The 17,609-nt window shown below is 38.4% G+C and carries 13 protein-coding genes; 8 read left to right on the top strand and 5 right to left on the bottom strand.

Going from position 1 to position 17,609, the window contains the following annotated elements; genetic code table 11:
- Positions 1-135 precede the first annotated feature (135 nt).
- Genes IPJ80_00950 through IPJ80_00940 form a run of 3 tightly spaced genes read right to left on the bottom strand, consistent with a single transcriptional unit; the run spans position 136 to position 4,807 of the window.
- Complete coding sequence (locus IPJ80_00950) at positions 136-1,188, bottom strand: 2-oxoacid:ferredoxin oxidoreductase subunit beta (GenBank protein MBK7912050.1); 1,053 nt, start codon at positions 1,186-1,188, stop codon at positions 136-138.
- A complete protein-coding gene (locus tag IPJ80_00945; GenBank protein MBK7912049.1) occupies positions 1,185-3,035 on the bottom strand; it encodes a 2-oxoacid:acceptor oxidoreductase subunit alpha in 1,851 nt (616 codons plus the stop codon). Before IPJ80_00945 ends, IPJ80_00950 begins: the two co-directional genes overlap by 4 nt.
- Entirely contained in the window at positions 3,017-4,807 is a 1,791-nt protein-coding gene (locus tag IPJ80_00940) for an FAD-dependent oxidoreductase (GenBank protein MBK7912048.1), read from the bottom strand. The genes IPJ80_00945 and IPJ80_00940 overlap by 19 nt, the downstream gene beginning before the upstream one ends.
- 399 nt (positions 4,808-5,206) lie before the next feature.
- Here IPJ80_00940 and IPJ80_00935 point away from each other — a divergent pair, with 399 nt between their 5' ends.
- The 8 genes from IPJ80_00935 (at position 5,207) to gldN (ending at position 14,432) form a co-directional block, all read left to right on the top strand.
- Entirely contained in the window at positions 5,207-5,683 is a 477-nt protein-coding gene (locus tag IPJ80_00935; GenBank protein MBK7912047.1) for a hypothetical protein, read from the top strand.
- A 409-nt stretch (positions 5,684-6,092) separates the two neighbouring features.
- Positions 6,093-6,863, top strand: coding sequence for an MBL fold metallo-hydrolase (locus IPJ80_00930; protein MBK7912046.1), 771 nt, complete (start codon positions 6,093-6,095; stop codon positions 6,861-6,863).
- A complete protein-coding gene (locus IPJ80_00925) occupies positions 6,860-8,824 on the top strand; it encodes a thioredoxin domain-containing protein (GenBank protein ID MBK7912045.1) in 1,965 nt (654 codons plus the stop codon). The genes IPJ80_00930 and IPJ80_00925 overlap by 4 nt, the downstream gene beginning before the upstream one ends.
- 7 nt (positions 8,825-8,831) lie before the next feature.
- Positions 8,832-9,797 carry a PorP/SprF family type IX secretion system membrane protein gene (locus IPJ80_00920; protein MBK7912044.1) on the top strand — a complete coding sequence of 322 codons (966 nt, stop codon included), beginning with the start codon at positions 8,832-8,834 and terminating at the stop codon, positions 9,795-9,797.
- A gap of 199 nt (positions 9,798-9,996) precedes the next feature.
- Positions 9,997-11,238: an SUMF1/EgtB/PvdO family nonheme iron enzyme gene (locus tag IPJ80_00915; protein ID MBK7912043.1), complete on the top strand. Its 1,242-nt coding sequence runs from the start codon at positions 9,997-9,999 to the stop codon at positions 11,236-11,238.
- A 95-nt stretch (positions 11,239-11,333) separates the two neighbouring features.
- On the top strand, positions 11,334-11,930 hold the full coding sequence (gene gldL / locus IPJ80_00910; protein ID MBK7912042.1) for a gliding motility protein GldL: 597 nt from the start codon (positions 11,334-11,336) through the stop codon (positions 11,928-11,930).
- 49 nt (positions 11,931-11,979) lie between these two features.
- Positions 11,980-13,551 carry a hypothetical protein gene (locus IPJ80_00905; protein MBK7912041.1) on the top strand — a complete coding sequence of 524 codons (1,572 nt, stop codon included), beginning with the start codon at positions 11,980-11,982 and terminating at the stop codon, positions 13,549-13,551.
- Positions 13,552-13,562: 11 nt separating this feature from the next.
- Entirely contained in the window at positions 13,563-14,432 is an 870-nt protein-coding gene (gldN, locus tag IPJ80_00900) for a gliding motility protein GldN (GenBank protein ID MBK7912040.1), read from the top strand.
- 126 nt (positions 14,433-14,558) lie between these two features.
- On the opposite strand, the gene IPJ80_00895 is transcribed toward gldN, so the two are convergent.
- A complete protein-coding gene (locus tag IPJ80_00895; protein MBK7912039.1) occupies positions 14,559-15,869 on the bottom strand; it encodes a hypothetical protein in 1,311 nt (436 codons plus the stop codon).
- A gap of 232 nt (positions 15,870-16,101) precedes the next feature.
- Entirely contained in the window at positions 16,102-17,580 is a 1,479-nt protein-coding gene (locus tag IPJ80_00890) for a glycosyltransferase (GenBank protein ID MBK7912038.1), read from the bottom strand.
- Positions 17,581-17,609 lie beyond the last annotated feature (29 nt).

The raw sequence follows: 17,609 nt of genomic DNA, 5'->3' as shown, positions 1-17,609 counted from the left end.
ATGGAAATTTTTTCTGCGTAAATCTGCGAGATCTGCGGGAAATTCTAATTGTCCCGCAGACTTCGCAGAAAAGCGCAGAAAGGAAATCTTTTCAGAGTAAATCTGCGAGATCTGCGGGACAAACTCTATTAAAGTTTAACGTAAACTTTCGTTAATCGATTTTAATGCGTTATCGCCAGGACACAATTCAGACTCGGTTAAGGCGTTGAGTGGTTTTTTTGTTGTATTTAATATTTGATGTAACTCCTGACTTTCTTCATTGATATAGATCAAACCTGTTAAAATTTCACCATTTTTATTGGCTTCATGCAATGCATGTACTGCCGAATCGCGATTCGTTGGATCCCAGTCAGCTTGCAACTTATTGAGTTTAATGAGTGAACCATCGTGCATGGTGACCAATTTGTTGCTACCTGCTTCATAATCGGTTTTAATTTCAGATGCATGGGGCACAAAATCTACAGTTGCCGTTGCATCAATATGATGGCGAACATAATCATATGATTTAGTAGAACCAACATTGTTGTTAAATGTTACACAAGGAGATATCACATCGATGAGCGCAAAACCAGGATGCGCCAAAGCAGCTTTGATTAAAGGAATCAATTGCACTTTATCACCAGAAAAACTACGAGCTACAAATCCTGCTCCCAATTCCATAGCTAAACCTGGTAAATCAATATTCTGAAATAGATTGGTTGAACCGGCTTTGCTTTTAGATCCTTTATCTGCAGTTGCTGAATCTTGTCCTTTCGTCAAACCATAACAACCATTGTTCATTACAATGTAAGTGATGTTTAAATTGCGTCGAACTAAATGCACAAATTGTCCCATTCCGATGGAAGCGGTGTCCCCATCTCCTGACACGCCAAGATAGATTAAGTCTCTGTTGGCGAGATTAGCACCAGTTGCAACACTAGGCATTCTGCCATGTACAGAATTAAAACCATGTGAATTGCCTAAAAAATAGGTTGGTGTTTTTGACGAACAACCAATGCCTGAAAGTTTAGCTAGACGATGGGGTTCAATGTTTAATTCAAAACATGCCTGAATTAAGGCCCCTGATATGGAGTCATGCCCACATCCGGCACAAAGGGTTGATAACGAACCTTCATAATCTTTTCGCTTATACCCTAAATTATTTACAGGTAATTCCGGATGTCTGAAATTTGGTTTTATATAACTCATGAGGCATTCATTTCAAAAGAAAAGTCTTTGCTTCTCTTGTTTTCTTTTTGAATATAATTGGTGATCTCTTTGTAAATATGTGCAGCAGTGATTGGCATTCCATCGTAATTCAACACGCGAATCAATTTGTCCGGATTTATTTCAAGTTCGTTGATTAATAAAGTCCGCATTTGTGCATCGCGATTTTGTTCGATTACAAAAAGAATTTCATGATCTTCTACAAAATCACATACCTCTTGTGTAAAAGGGAAGGCGCGTAATCGCATTGCATCCAATTCAATTCCATCTTTAGCAAGTAAATCACGGGCTTCAACCGATGAAAAATGACTGGTTCCAAAAAACAACATGCCCATGGATGCATTCGATTCTGATTGCATGAGTTCAGGTTTTGGAACATAGGATTTAATAGTCTCCCATTTTTTCAACAAACGATCCATGTTGCGTTTGTATGCATTTCCATCTTCCGTATAAATTGCATATTCATCTCTTGAAGAACCTCTTGTAAAAAAGGAGCCTTTTGTTGGATGTGTTCCTGGAATCGTACGATAAGGAATTCCATCACCATCTGAATCTAAATAACGACCAAAGCGTCCGATTTGATCCAGCTGTTCAGCGGTCAATACTTTTCCACGTCGATATTGAGTTGTTGATTTCCATTCCAATGCATCGCTTACATGATCATTCATTCCTAAATCCAAATCAGACAGAATTATGATAGGTGTTTGTAATTGTTCTGCAAGGTCAAACGATAAGGCAGCAAATTCAAAACATTCCTTTGGTGAACTCGGAAACAATAAAACTTGTTTGGTATCTCCATGGGAAGCGTGCGCTGCAATTAAAATATCGGATTGTTGTGTTCGAGTCGGCATTCCGGTTGATGGGCCAGTACGTTGCACATCAACCAATACGGCCGGAATTTCAGCAAAATAGGCAAGTCCTAAAAATTCCTGCATCAATGAAACACCCGGACCACTGGTTGCTGTAAATGCACGGGCACCATTCCACATCGCACCAATGACCATACCCATTGCGGCCAATTCATCTTCTGCCTGGACGATGGCATAATTATTTTCATTCGTTTCAGGATCTACACGATATTCAGCAGCATAATCTGCAAATGCATCAACTACTGAAGTGGAAGGTGTAATAGGATACCATGCAGCTACAGTGGCTCCTCCATAAATTGCACCCAATGCAGTTGCTGCATTTCCTTCAAATAATATTTTATCTTTTAAAAGATCGCGTCGTTCCAAACGATAGGGCAGTGGATGTGCAAAATTTTTATGAATGTATTGATACCCTAAATCCAGGGCATGATGATTCGGTTGAATTAATTTTTCCTTGCCTTTAAATTGTTCGTTGACCAATTGTTGCAACACATCCATTTCAACATCAATTAATGCTGCTAAAGCACCAACATAAATGATGTTTTTAAACAACATCCGTTGACGTGGATCAGTATATTCCTGAATGGTAATTTCAGTCAATGGAATTCCTATATAATTGATATCTTCCCGAATATATTCCTTGTGAAGTGGTTTCGTATTGTCATAAATAAAATAACCACCGGATTTTACACTCGCTACATCTTGCAGCATTGATTGCGGATTTACACAAATCATCAAATCGATGCCATCTCGACGGCCAAGATAAAACTGGTCGTTGACACGCACTTCATACCAGGTAGGTAAACCCTGAATATTAGATGGAAAAATATTTTTAGGACTTACAGGTATGCCCATTCTAAATATTGCTTTTGCAAACATGTTATTGGCACTCGCACTTCCTGTACCATTTACATTTGCAAACCGAATAACAAAATCATTAATTATAGAATGTGCTTGCATGAACCGGCTTTAGTAACTTGATAAAAATATTTTTGCATATCCCATGCAGTTGTCGGACAGCGTTCGGCACACAATCCACAATGCAAACACACATCTTCATCTTTAACCATAACCCGTTTGGTGGGCAGGACTTCAGAAACATATAAATCCTGGGTAAGATTGTTTGCAGGTGCAGAAAGACGGGTACGCAAATCCATTTCTTCGCCATCTTCGACAAAAGAAATGCAGGACGTTGGGCAAATGTCAACACATGCGTCACATTCAATACAACGACTGGTTGTAAAAACTGTTTGCACATCGCAGTTTAAACAGCGTTGGGCTTCTTTAAATCCGTTTTCGAGGTCAAAGCCCAATTCAACTTCTTTCTTGCGGTCTTTGAGTGTTAATTTTTTATCTGCCTGTGGAACGATGTATCGAAGATCATCAACAATTTTACTGTCGTATGCCCATTCGTGAATTCCCATTTTTTGAGAAACCAGATTGACCATTGGATGAAGCCGCTCGGTCAGATTTTTACCTTGACAATACAAGTCAATTGATATTGCAGCCTGATGCCCCTGGGCAACTGCAGTGATTACATTTTTTGGTCCAAATGCCGCATCACCACCAAAAAATACATTAGGAATGGATGATTGATGAGTTAATACATCTACTTTAGGCATTTCCCATTGGTCAAATTCAATGCCTAAGTCCCGTTCAATCCATGGAAAACTATTTTCTTGTCCGATAGCCAGTAGAATTTCATCCGCTTCAATCAACACCTCAGGTTCACCGGATGGGACTAATTTTCTTTTTCCGGAATCGTCTTTTATTGCCTTAACTTTTTCAAAGCGCATGCCTTTGAGTTGTCCATTTTCAACAACAAATGATTTGGGTACATGACAATCCAGTATTGGGATATCTTCATGCATTGCATCCTCTTTCTCCCAGGGAGATGCCTTCATTTCTGAAAAAGGACTCCGAACTACGACTTTCACTTCTTCACCTCCTAAACGGCGTGAGGTTCGACAGCAGTCCATAGCGGTATTACCCCCACCAACGACAATTACTTTCTTGCCAATTTTAGCAGTATGCTCGAATGCCACATTAGCCAACCATTGGATTCCGATATGGATGTTTTCTTTAGCATCCCACCGACCCGGTAAGTCTGGCAGATCTTTTCCTTTTGGAGCCCCGGTTCCAACAAAAATTGCATCATAGCCTTTTGAAAGAATTTCTTTTAGGCTGTTGACATAAGTTTTAAAATGTGTGTGAATGCCTAGATTCAGGATGAAATTTACTTCTTCAGACAACACCTCATCCGGCAAACGGAAGGAAGGAATTTGACTCCGCATCATTCCACCGCCAAACTCCTGGTCATCATACAGATGAATTTCATAACCTAGGGGCGCAAGATCCCGTGCAACGGTCAAAGATGCCGGTCCACCACCAATCAATGCGATCTTCTTGCCATTTGGGGGAAAAGGACCTTTCGGCATATGGACACTTACGTCTCCCTTATGATCGGCAGCAACTCGTTTCAATCGACAAATTGCGACAGGCTCTTCCTCAACACGACCTCGACGGCAGGCTGGTTCACACGGCCGGTCACAGGTGCGACCCAAAACACCCGGAAACACATTGGATTCCCAGTTAACCATGTAGGCTTCGGTATATTTCCCGGCCGCTATCAAGCGGATGTATTCCGGAACCGGGGTATGGGCAGGACAAGCGTATTGGCAGTCAACTACCTTATGAAAATACTCCGGATTTTTGATATCTGTTGGTTGCAAATGTTCCCTTTTTAAAAAGCGCGACAAATATATTAATTAAATGTTGCAAAGAAAGAATGGTTCATTGAAGCCAGGTGTGAATCGGCAGTTGGAAGGTTAGAAGCTGGGTCAGATTGAACTGGAATTTTCCATTCTTCCAGCTTGACATAGGCTTAGTTGATGGTTGACTTCTTACTCATAGAAAGCATTAAAAAGAGGGTCGAGCCATTTCAAGCTAGTAAATCTGAATAGCTATAGTTCGTTTCGTCTGAGTAACACAAACTCACAAAATGATTTTTGTACTGGAAATTGCACTTAAAACGGTAACTCCATAGGAGTAAGGGCACCGAATTTAAATTAAAGTAAGCTTTCATGGATGTAACAATCATAACTTTCATATGTTTTAATTTAAATCCACTGATGAAATACTGGGTGCTTTTTCTGATCGGTTTAATTTTCCTTGCTTCATGTGATGAAAAAGAGTGCTGTCCTCCACCCGAACATGATTATTTAGTATTTGGAGTATTTCGAGGTTTTTGCAGTGGCCCTAAGTGCATCGCTATTTTTAAATTATCGGATTCCATGTTGCTTGAGGATATCAATGATAATTATCCTTCCAACAATTCATTTTATGAAGGCAATTTTGAATCACGTTCCAATGAAAAATTTAACGAGGCCAAAAAGTTGTGGAGTCAATTCCCAAAACAATTTCTTAGTGATTCACAAAGAGTTTTTGGAATACCAGATTCCCACGATCAGGGTGGGGTTTATTTAGAATATAAATCGCATTCCTCCCATAACTTTTGGATCCTGGATACCAGCATCGAAATACTTCCAGATGCATATAAAGACTATACTCAAATGGTAATTGAAACAGTGGATAAATTATTGCTCTAGTTGTTGATTGAGTCAATTGTGAATTCGTCTTTAGAAAAGAAGTCTATAGGGAAATGTTGCAATGCTGCAATCCTGCAATGCTAATTTTGACTACTGAAGGCTAACTACTGATTTTAGGGCTGGAGGACTGTAGGACGGACTGTTGGGCTGTTAGACTGTAGGGCTGTTGGGGAGGAGGGATGAATAGCTATGGAACTCGGACAAAGGACAACTACTGACTCCTGAATACTGACCCCTGAATACTGATTTTGGGGCTGTTGGGGAGGAGGGATGAATAGCTATGGAACTCGGACAAAGGACAACTACTGACTCCTGACCACTGACTCCTGATCACCCCTGACCCCTGACCACTGACTCCTGATGACCTCTGACCCCTGACTCCTAAAATTTATCTCGCTACCTTTGTTCTATGCGCATCACCTTTCTCGGTACAGGTACTTCACAAGGCATTCCGGTTATAGCTTGCACCTGTCAGGTTTGTAATTCAGATGACCCGCGTAATCAAAGATTGCGGACTTCTGTATGGCTTGAAACCAATCAACAGTCTATCTTAATTGATATCGGTCCGGATTTTCGTCAGCAAGCCTTGCGTCATGGGATTACCAGGATTGATGCTATTTTATTGACTCATGAACATGCAGATCATACAGCCGGGATGGATGATATCCGTCCAATTAATTTTGCAATGGACCGGAAAATTCCACTATATGCGGAAGGGCATGCAATCCAAGATTTGCAACAAAGATTTTATTACATTTTTGGTCCTAATGAATATCCTGGTTTACCTCAGCTCGAGTTGGTTGAAATAACTCCCAATCTACCATTTACTATTGGAGAAGACCTCATTTTTCCATTCCGGGTGAAACATGGGCGGATGAATATTGTAGGATTCAAATTGAACCAGTTGGTTTACATCACAGATGCCAGTCATTTGGATCCAGCAGAAATTGAACTAATTAAAAATTGTGAATGTCTTGTTGTGAATGCATTGCGGCACAAAGCCCATCACAGTCACTTTAATTTAGAGCAAGCCTTGGAATTTATTCAACAGGTACAACCCAAACAAGCGTATTTAACTCACCTGAGCCACCAAATGGGAAGCCATTCAGAAATCGAAAAAACATTACCCGGTTCAATTCGTTTAGCCTATGATGGATTACAAATCCATCTCCCGTCATGAACCCATTCCAGTTTGAAACCAGTCCGTATCTAAAACAACACAAAGACCATCCCGTAGATTGGCATGCATGGTCTGCCGAGACTTTAGCCAAAGCGCTGCATGAACAAAAACCAATCCTGGTGAGTATTGGATACAGCACCTGTCATTGGTGTCATGTGATGGCACATGAGTCGTTTGAAGATCCACTCATTGCAACACTGATGAACGATTATTTTGTAAATATTAAAATTGATCGTGAAGAACGGCCGGATCTAGATAACTATTTTATGAATGCCATTCAGGCAATGGGAATTTCAGGAGGTTGGCCATTGAATTGTTTTCTGACTCCTGATGCAAAGCCATTTTATGGCGGAACGTATTTTCCACCATCACCTAATTTTGGAAGGCCTTCCTGGAAACAAATTTTAATATCCGTTCATGAGGCATTTATTCAAAAAAACAATGAAATTACCCAACAAGCAAACGAGCTTTCAAAACATTTGATTCGGCTGAGCACAGCAGGTCAGAAAGTGAGTACAGATAATCAAGGAATTGACTATCCAAAATTAATAAGCCAACTAACAGGCTATTTTGATTTGAATCAAGGAGGTTTTGGAAATCAACCTAAATTTCCACATGCCAGTTTGATACGCTTATTGTTTCAATTGGGGATTCTTAAAAAAGAGAACCGATTAATTCAACATGGTGTATTGAGTTTGAAAGCCATGAGTGCGGGTGGGATCTATGATCAATTGGAAGGCGGATTTTGCAGATATTCTGTCGATGGACAATGGGATGTTCCTCATTTTGAAAAAATGTTGTACGATCATGCGCAACTGATTCAGGCGCTGGCTGAAGCTTGTAGAATTACCAACGATGGATTTCTCAAACAAAGAACCCGGCAGTCCATTCAATTTTTTGAACAATATATGCAGGATGCATCGGGCCTGTTTTATGCTGCGATGGATGCGGATTCTGAAGGACATGAAGGTACTTATTATGTTTGGACAAAATCCCAACTTCAAGACATCCTAGAGGATAAGTATGCATCTTTTGTGGCGTCCTATGGTCTGTCAAATCTGGATCACCACCATACTGATTTAAAAGTACTGCGCATACGCCCTGGAATTTCTGATTCGGAAGAGTTAATGAAAATTATAGAAGACCAGGCTGCATGTTTAAATACGTTGAAAGCTGCAAGAAGTCTTCGAATCAAACCGGATATTGACACTAAACTAATTATCAGCTGGAATGCTATGTTGGCATCAGCTTATTGTGCATGGTACCTTGCAGAGGCAAACGAATTGGATTTGACTACAGCGCAAAAAATCGTTGATCAGATCCTGGACAAAGGATTTAAGGAAGATCAGATACTCTGCCGATATTTATTCAATAATCAGAGAGTCGGCAATGGATTTTTGGAAGATTATGCCTGGTTTATAAAAGCGCTATTGGATGTTTACAGTTTGACCGGACGTTCAGATTTAGTGAGGAAGGCAGAACAGTTGATGGATTTTGTGCTCGTTCATTTTAAAGAAGAATCAAGTTGTTTATTAAAATCAACGGCATACTTTCATGAAGATGCCTTGCATTCGATCACAGACTGGGGTGAAAGCAATTATCCAAATCCCAATGCAGTATTAATTTATTGTGGCAATTATTTGAATGAAGCAACATCGACCTTAAAATATCAATCTTTTATTGAAGGGATGCTTGAGCATATGGAATCCATTTCATTACAACATCCGATCGCAATGGGGGGATGGCTTGAGGCCTTGGTTTCTTATAAAGAATCGGTCCCGGTAATAAAAACCCATTCAATCCAAAAAGTGATACCAATGTTACAATCCTGGTTCATTCCCGGACTGCTGTTAATTCCAAATTCCAGCGAATCGGGGTTTCAGCTGTGCGATCAGGGAGTATGTTTTTCTACAGTTGACTTGCCGGAAAAACTTGTACCTTTATTAAGTAAATACAGTTAAGGTGCATTTGAGTCAAATCTTAAAAATTAGTTTCTTTATATTCATAGCGGTACGTTTGATCGGACAACAAACTTCATTGATTACTCAAGCGTCCAGAGATCCTTATTTTGTAAATGCAGCCTATGCTGGATTGGAAGGCACGCTCATCGCATCTGCGCATTACCGCAATCAATGGTTTAAGCTGGATGGGCATCCACAAACCATTTTGGTGGCCAGCCATTTTCCGATTTATAAAATAAAAAGTGGTTTTGGCTTCAGTTTAGGACAAGACCAAATCGGATTACAAAGTGAGGTGTTTATTAAACCCAGTTTCAATCATGTATGGAATTTTAATTCCTGGTTGGTATCGGGGGGTGTCCAAATTGACTTAAAATCCTTGGCTTTTAATTCCATCAATGCGCGGACACCGGATGGCGAGTATTCCAATGGTCAGGTAGATCATCAGGATCAGCAATTATCAAATACTGACCTGAATGGTGGATTTTTTGATTTGGGCTTAGCAGTTTTTATTCAGAGGGCTCATTATAAATTTGGAATCAGTGCCGACCGTTTATTAGAGTCAGGATCCTTAAAAAACACCCTCTTATATAATAATAACCGTGAATTTCGGGTTTTGGGTATAACTGACTGGGAATGGGAGCAATTTACCTTTCGGGGAGGTTTCTTGCTTTATACAGATTTAAATCGGTTTCAGTCGGATATTTTTAGCAACTTTGAATATAATGGCAATATTTTTGGTGGGTTACATGTAAGAGGTTACGATGGGAGTTCGATGGAATCCCTGGGAATCACTGCAGGTTTTGCTTTAACGAGAAAGCTGCATTTGGCATATACCCATGAATTTTATTTAGGGAAGATTGATAAAGGGCTGGTAACAGGCAGCCAGGAGATGGGTTTATATTATAATTTGGGGAGAGCTGTGGGTCTTGGAAAAGCTCCAAGAATTATTCACAGTCCCAGGTATTCTGACTAAAATTTAATTTTATTGAAGTTTTTAAGGAAATTTTCATAAGATTTTAGTTGGAGCACAATAAATTACAGATAATTAAAGTTCGCATTTTTACAAGATGGCCTATCTATAAGCTGAAAAAATATTTTTTTAGGGAATCTTTTTAATGTCTTATATTTACGCCACTTTTTATAAAAGACAAAGTAGGTAAATTTGTATGCAGATGAGAAAATTGAATCTCTCTATCTATGCCCTGTTGCTATTATTAGTAGCATCTTGCGGCAAGAAACAACAAGATGGGCAGCTGGTTGGAGCCATGGATCGTCCGAAATGGGGTGGAATTAATCCCTACGGTATGGTATATGTCCCAAGCGGTACATTAACCATTGGTCAAAGTGATCAGGACTTCTTTCATACCCTGGTCCAGCCCCAAAAATCTATTTCCATTTCAGGTTTTTACATGGATGACACGGAAATCACGAATAATGAGTACCGTCAATTTGTGTATTACGTCCGGGATGAACTGGCTCATAAGGCTTTAGGTCATTTCATTGAAAGCGAAGACGGTCAAACAGAAGAAGTTGACTGGGAACAGGAAATTGATTGGGAAGACGAAACCTTAAACGATATGTATTTCCAGGGGGCTGATGCTTATAAAGGCGTTAAAGAACTGGACAGTCGTAAATTCGTTTATGAGTGGGAGTGGAAAGACTGGCAAAAAGCAGCCCATACCCGCGACATTAAAAGGTCCGCAATTATTAATAAGGTGAAAACAAATATCTATCCGGACACTTTGTGTTGGGTTAGAGACTTTGCGTATTCTTATAACGAGCCGATGACTCGTAATTATTTCAGCCATCCTGCATTTGATGATTATCCTGTAGTAGGTGTAAACTGGCCACAGGCCCGCGCATTTTGTTACTGGAGAACCAGCATATGGAATAAATTTAAAGGCGAAGACGAACCAAATTCTGAGGAATTCCGCTTGCCTACTGAGCATGAGTGGGAATGGGCAGCGAGAGGTGGTCAGGAACAGGCTCCATTTCCTTGGGGTGCCTATTATCCTAGAAATGCAAAAGGTTGTTTGCTAGCTAATTTCAAACCGGGTCGCGGAAATTATCCGGAAGACGGTGGATATTATACAGTAAAAGCAGATGCTTACTTTCCAAATCAATATGGCTTATACAATATGTCAGGAAACGTTGCTGAATGGACTGAATCAGCCTATTCAGATAACGCACATATCATCATGCATGATCAAAATCCTGATGTAAAATATGATGCAAAAGCAGAAGATCCTGAATCCTTTAAGCGGAAGGTGATCCGTGGTGGAAGTTGGAAGGATGTAGCATATTACCTGCATACAAGTACCCGCAATTGGGAATTTCAAGACACAACCAAATCCTACATAGGTTTCCGTTGTGTATTGGCATTTTTAGGTAGATCAGAAGGCGATTTTCATTAATTTGAAATAAATTCAATGAATATTATAATGATTCAATCATTATAATATTAACTGTTATCAAACAATTTTTCTCTTAACTCATAAAACTAAAAACAATGGCTATTTACAAACAGAATTGGTTCAAATACCTTAAAAACTTAGTGATTGGTGTGGGTGCATCCATCGTTATGTTGGGAGCGCTTTTCAAAATCATGTCCTGGGAAGGTGGTGATATCATGATCACTGCTGGTTTGGTTACTGAAGCAATCTTGTTCTTTATTTTGGGCGTTATTCCACCAGATAAAGATTACTATTGGGATAAATTATATCCAGGATTAGGTGACGCTGAAGCAAAAATTAATCCATTGACAGAAGGCCCAATGAAAGGGGGCAGTCGTCCAGCAAACGGTGAAGTGGTTGAAAATCAATTAGCCGGTATGTTAGGTGAATTGCAAGTTATGTCTAAAAGTCTTGGTTCATTAAAAGCTTTGCAGGAAGTTGACTTTAGCAAAACCAGCGATCAGGTGAAAGCTATGGGTAATTTCTATGCAAGATTAAATGATGCAATGTCAGAAATGAGTGCATCATTAGATGATACCAAAAAATATAAAGAGCAGGTTGCCGCATTGAACAAGAATTTGACAAATCTGAATTCAGTTTACGGAAATATTCTTTCTGCATACAAAAACATGGGTGGCGGAGCTGCTCACTAATTTGTAATTGTTTAGAAATTTAATTGATAACCAATAAATAGAATAAAATATGTCAATTCCTAAGCAGCCGCGCCAGCTCATGATCAACATCATGTATCTGGTGTTAACAGCGCTCTTGGCTTTGAACGTTTCTGCCGAAATTTTCAACGCATTCAAATTGGTAAATAATAGTCTTAAAGATTCCAATGCAGCATTAGATAAATCGAATGATGCACTTGTGCCTTCAATTGATAAAAGATCCAAAGCAAAACCTGAATTCGCACGATTTGCTGAACGCGCTCCTTTGGCCGTCCAGTATGGTAAGGAATTTACAGAATATGTAAATTCAGTGTTAGATGAGCTTATTGACAAATCAGGTAACAAAAATGGTTCTGTGGATGATGGTGATTACATCGTTGTTGGAGATCACAAAGATCTTAAAGGCAAAAAGAATAAAGACGTTACCACAAGAGAAATGGTAAATAACAAAAAGGGTGTTGAATTAAAAAACAAAATTTTGGAATATCGTACCAAATTTTTGTCTTTAATTGATGACACTTTAAGATCGAGCATGGAAGCCGAAATTGCATTAAATATTGATGATGAAACTTGGAAGCACAGCAAAAACAAGCACAGTTGGGAAGAATTTACTTTTAAACAAATGCCACTTGGAGCTTGCTTACCAATTTTTACCAAATTTATTAATGATGCAAAATCTTCTGAAAATGCTGTTTTAAATCATTTTAGTAAGAAATTAGGTGGGGAGGATGTCGTACTTGATAAATTTACGGTAATCTCTTCTCCAAAGAAAAACTATGTGATTAAGGGTGAACCTTTCGAAACAACCATTGCACTTGCAGCGTCAACTTCGAAAAGCACCAGTACCAAAGTAGCACTATCTGTAAACGGATCTAGCTTATCAGTAAGTGCAGATGGTGAAGCCGTATGGAAAACAGTTCCAGGTGACGTTGGTATTAAAAAATATACTGCCGTTGCTTCTGTTACAAATCCGGTAACCAATAAAACAGATACCTATCGTAAAGAATTTGAATTTGAAGTTGGTGAGCGTTCTTGCAACGTTGCCGCTGAAAAAATGAACGTATTCTATATAGGTGTTGACAATCCAGTTGCGATATCAGCTGCGGGTATTCCTTCTGCTCAGTTATCAGTTGCTGCTACCGGTGGTGGTATCAATATGAACAAACAGGGCGGTGGTAAATACATTGCTACAGTTAGCACTCCTGGAGAAGCTACCATCACTTTAAGTGGAGGTGGACTTCAGGCTACTGGATTTAAATTTCGTGTAAAAAGAATTCCTACTCCAATACCAATGCTTAGTGATAAGCGGGGTGGTGCAATGCCAAACGGTGTGTTTAAAGCACAACAAGGTGTTATTCCAGTGTTGGAAGGTTTTGAATTTGATGCAAAATGTACCATTCAGGGATATAACCTGGTACGTGTTGCTCCTAGACAAGATGCACAAATTGTTGCCAATACAGGTGGAAGGTATTCACCTCAGGCTCAAAATTTAATTAATGCAGCAAAACCGGGTGACCGTTATTTGTTTGAATCAATTAAAGGAAGATGTCCTGGAGATGCTGCTGCCCGTGATTTAGGTGACATGTCCTTTCAAATTAAATAAAAATAGTTTTCATGAATCAGTTTAAGATTTCATTCTTGGTATTCTTGCTTTGTGCAGCATTCAACATCAGTTTGATGGCACAAACGGAAGAAGAAAAAACGGAAGCCAGCGAAGAAGAAGAGGATTCCGGTTATTTGGATGATATTGTCGCTCGCAATCTGGTTAAGGATCAGCGGATTTTGGATTACCAACCAATTCGGGAAGCCGATATTGTTTGGGATAAAAGAATCTGGAGGGTTATTGATGTTAGAGAGAAAATGAACTTGCCATTTGTTTATCCGGTAAGACCTTTTTTTCAGATCCTTATTCAAGCTGCTGAAAACGGTGACATAAAAATTTTCCGCGAAGACAACTTTAAAAAGTTTCTTACCGGAGAAGAACTGGATAAATTATTACATCGGGTTGATACCGTTGTTGTAATGGATCCGGAGACCTATGTTGAAACCGTTCAAATCCGTAAATCAGATATCGATTTTAACGATATCAAAACCTATCGGGTAAAAGAAATGTGGTATTTCAATAAGCAAACATCGCGTTTAGAGTGCAGAGTCCTTGGAATTGCACCAATTAAAGATGAATACGATGATGCCGGAAATTTGAAATATACTTTACCCATGTTTTGGATCTATTATCCTGAAGCAAGAATGTTTTTGTCTAGAGAGAAAGTATTCAATGATCAAAATGACGCAGCTCCAGGAACCTGGGCCGATGTATTTGATTCACGCTTCTTCTCAAGCTTTATCATAAAAGAATCCAATGTAATGGACAATCGTTTATCAGATATTTTTAAAGGCGAAAATGATGGTGTAAAACTGTTGTTGGAATCTGAAAAAATCAAAAACGAAATCTTAAACAAAGAACATGATCTTTGGACTTATTAATAAATAAGTTCTTATAAAATAAAAAGGCTGTCTGTATTCAGGCAGCCTTTTTATTTTTATCTAATTTACCCATCAACTCTTTTGGAGTGACATACTTCTTCAATAAGCATTTTGCAGTCGAAAAGTTTATATCAAATTCGGATTTAATTTCCGAATAGAATGAAGTTCATAAATCAATACAATAAACACAAGGAAATATTCTATGATGACCAGCATTGGTTCGTAAAATTCAAATTTTAAATCATAGCGGGCATAAGAAAAAAACACCAGATAACTCCAGCTGATGCCTGTCAAGGGTAAATAGAAACATGATAAAAACACTAGCAAGCTTAAATACCAGGGATGCACGGTAGAGCTCAGAAGCAAATAACTAAAAAGTAAGTACCAGGCAGTTTTAAAACTAAATGATCTTTGTGAATTAAAACACCATTTTATAATTAAGTAAATAGCGATGGGCATGAAGCAAATCATTAAATAGATGCCTACTAGTTTTTTTTCATCATAAAATTTATTTACATCACAGTAATGTGTTAAGTGACCATATAGAAACGAGTTAAATTCAAATTGATGAAAGTACAATCCCAGGCTAGCTTTATATCCAGAGATACCGGGTAAAATAAACCATAAAGCTGCAAGCAATGGAATAAGAAATCCAAAAGCCAGGAGAACATTCTTTTTGATGAAATCCGATTTGCTTAAAAACAAAATACCAAACAGAAATGAATTTAATTTACTGATTACGGAAAGACCTAAATTAAATCCACTCTTTAAAAAATGGCCTTGATTGTAATTAATAATTGCAAGGCATAAAAACAAAATTAAAAACAATTCAAAATGGAGGTTGCCATTGAGTTCAACAATACAGAGTGGGCTGGCGTAAAACAAAAGACTTTTCTTGGCTTGAAAGCCTGAGCTTTTCAATAATTTAATTAAGCTGAAAAGTAATGCACCATCTGCAATCAGATAAACGCATTTTAAGAGCATGCTAAACGCAGTTATATTTTCACCAGACAACATGCTGCAAAATCCAAATACTGCTTGACTGATGAGTGGATAGACTGTATGATATTCCGGTGAATTTAAAAGAGGGTAGAGTGATTTTAATTCAATAGCCAAGTTTCCTGCATATCGATTTAATACCTCATTGGGTGTATTTATAAATGGATTTATCCCATGAGATACTAAAAGTCCATCCCATTTAAATCGATAGATATCATCTGACAAATTTGGAAATGCAAAGACGATAATGAGTTTTGTTGCAAAAACAAGCATCAAAATTAGCTTGAGTTGCTTTTCATCTTTAATGCGTTTGTAAAAATAGGCAAAGCAAATTCCTGCAATTGCAATGGGGCTAATTATAGAAAGCCAGTTTGTTTGTTGGGCATAATAGCATACATAGAGAATAGAGATACAATAAAGTATGGCAGCGGAGATCATTTGGATCACAAATAAGATATCAAGAACATTTACAAACTAGATCAAACTAATTTATAAATATACAATGAATCGTACGGATGAATGTCATCAAATAATCAGTTGGATTAATGCGGAGCAGGATGGAAATGAATTCCAGAGAAGCGAACACAGCCTGTTTCGATTCCTGATAAGCTTATCAGGAATTCTCTAATGGCAAGAATTCTAAAAAATGAAAGGTATGAAAGCCCTGGTATTATTTGAAACTCAGATGTCTTACAGAATAATAGAAGTTTAATCCAAATCCATACATCAATAGCACATGGAACAATAAAAATGAATAATACTCTATATAAACAGCTAAGGCAATAGCAAAAATAAAATACAGGCAAATGAATGCTTCTATCCAGGTTTTCATTGTAATTTTTTGAACCAAGTACCTGTTTTGAAGTATTTTATCTTTTAATGTGGTTAAATTAAATTTGGGAGTCCGGATAAACGCTGATTTCTTTCCAAAATAGCCCTCTAATACTGCGATGCTGTTGTGAAAACTAAATCCCATTGAGATAGCCATAAAGGTTGGAAACAGGGTCATAAACCTCCAGATGCGGTGTTTAACATTTTTTTCTTTCCAACACATCATATTGTTGGCTTCATAAAATACGGACATAACCGCCAAAGTGCCTAAAAGGCAAAATCCTAAAAATGTCGCTTTCAATTCCAGGTCATCCATTACATAAAGAACCGGAACACTGATTAAGGCAACCCAAAATATCATTAAGAAGATCCCACTGCTCACCAAATGCATAAAAGCATGAAATTTGGTTGCCAGCGGTAGATTTGATTTTAAAATAACAGGCAACAGTTTACGGGAATTTTCAGCACCACCTTTCATCCATCTGAATTGCTGGGATTTCAATCCATACATTTCAGCAGGTAGCTCAGCTGGACAAATGATATCCTCCACGTATTGTATTTTCCAACCTTTCAACTGAGCTCTGTAACTCAAGTCTAAGTCTTCAGTCAAAGTATCAGATTGCCAACCACCTGCTTCATCTATACAGGTTTTACGCCAAATACCGGCAGTGCCATTAAATTGAAGAAAATGGCCTGCAGCGCAACGACCGGCTTGTTCAACTGTAAAATGAACATTTAATTGGAAAGCTTGTAATTTGGTTAGTAGGGAGTAATCTTCGTTGATATGCTCCCAACGAGTCTGAACCACACCAATGTTCGGATTATTGAAATAAGGCATGCTCTTTTTTAAAAAATCAGGTTCAGGTAAGAAGTCTGCGTCAAAAATGGCGATAAATTCACCTTTGCAAACTTTGGTGCCTTCTTTTAATGCTCCTGCCTTAAATCCTGAGCGATCAGTTCGATGGATATGTTGTATGTCAAAACCAAGTGCTTGATACTGAGCTATTTTGTTTTTAGCGTGCTCTTTGGTTTCATCAGTAGAATCATCGAGTACCTGAATCTCCATACGGTCTTTCGGGTAATCTAAATTGGTAATATTATCTAATAAACGATCGATTACATACAACTCATTAAAAATGGGAAGTTGAATGGTAACCATCGGATGATAATCCGCATCGGTTAATGCCGGAAGTAATACTTTATTCTTTTTCTGTTTTCGATAAGCCTTCAACAAATTAAGCTGAAGAAGTGAAAAGCTGGTTATATATAAAAGACATGCGGTATAAACGCATATCAGAAAAATCTGCAAGTTGTCCATATCTATCGCAAAAATAAAAAGGTCTATGG

Source organism: Saprospiraceae bacterium (assembly GCA_016714025.1).
Classification (GTDB): domain Bacteria; phylum Bacteroidota; class Bacteroidia; order Chitinophagales; family Saprospiraceae; genus Vicinibacter.
Note: the sequence above shows the minus strand (reverse complement) of the source record. Positions and strands in the feature narration are given on the sequence as shown.